The sequence below is a fragment of the Aromatoleum toluolicum genome (assembly GCF_012911005.2).
Classification (GTDB): domain Bacteria; phylum Pseudomonadota; class Gammaproteobacteria; order Burkholderiales; family Rhodocyclaceae; genus Aromatoleum; species Aromatoleum toluolicum.
In genome coordinates this window covers 1-448 of the sequence record NZ_WTVS01000213.1, presented here as the reverse complement: position 1 = coordinate 448, position 448 = coordinate 1, and the positions used below count along the sequence as shown (strand labels likewise).

The 448-nt window shown below is 69.4% G+C and carries 1 protein-coding gene; it reads right to left on the bottom strand.

The window, feature by feature from the left end; genetic code table 11:
- Window positions 1-32: 32 nt before the first annotated feature.
- The coding region (locus GPA27_RS28425) for a TolC family protein (RefSeq protein WP_169143740.1) at window positions 33-448 on the bottom strand (416 nt) is incomplete at its 5' end.

The window sequence follows — 448 nt, the reverse complement described above, 5'->3', positions numbered from 1 at the left end:
GTTCAAGGCCATGTAGGGGCCTGACGCGGGCTTCAAGCGGGCGGCAGCGCCTCCCAGCGCCCAGCCACATTCTTCAACAGCGCATTCACTGCCGTCAGGCGGCGGCTCTTCACGTCGATCAGGCTGCGCTGTGACGACAGCACGGTGGTCTGGGCCGCGAGCACATTCAGGTAACCCACGGTGCCCGCACGGTACTGGTTCTCCACCACGTCCAGCGCACGCTGCGCAGCGGCGGTGGCCTCGCGCTGCAGTTGTTCCTCCTGCGCCAGCGCAGCGGCGGCCGTGAGGTTGTCCTCCACCTCCTGCAGCGCGGTCAGCACCGTCTGGCGGTAGGCGGCCGTGACCTGCGCGTGGTTGGCGCGGGCCGTCTCTACGGCGGCACTGCGCGCGCCGCCATCAAAAATCGACGCCGCCAGCGCAGGCCCCAGCGACCAGAACAGGTTGGGCG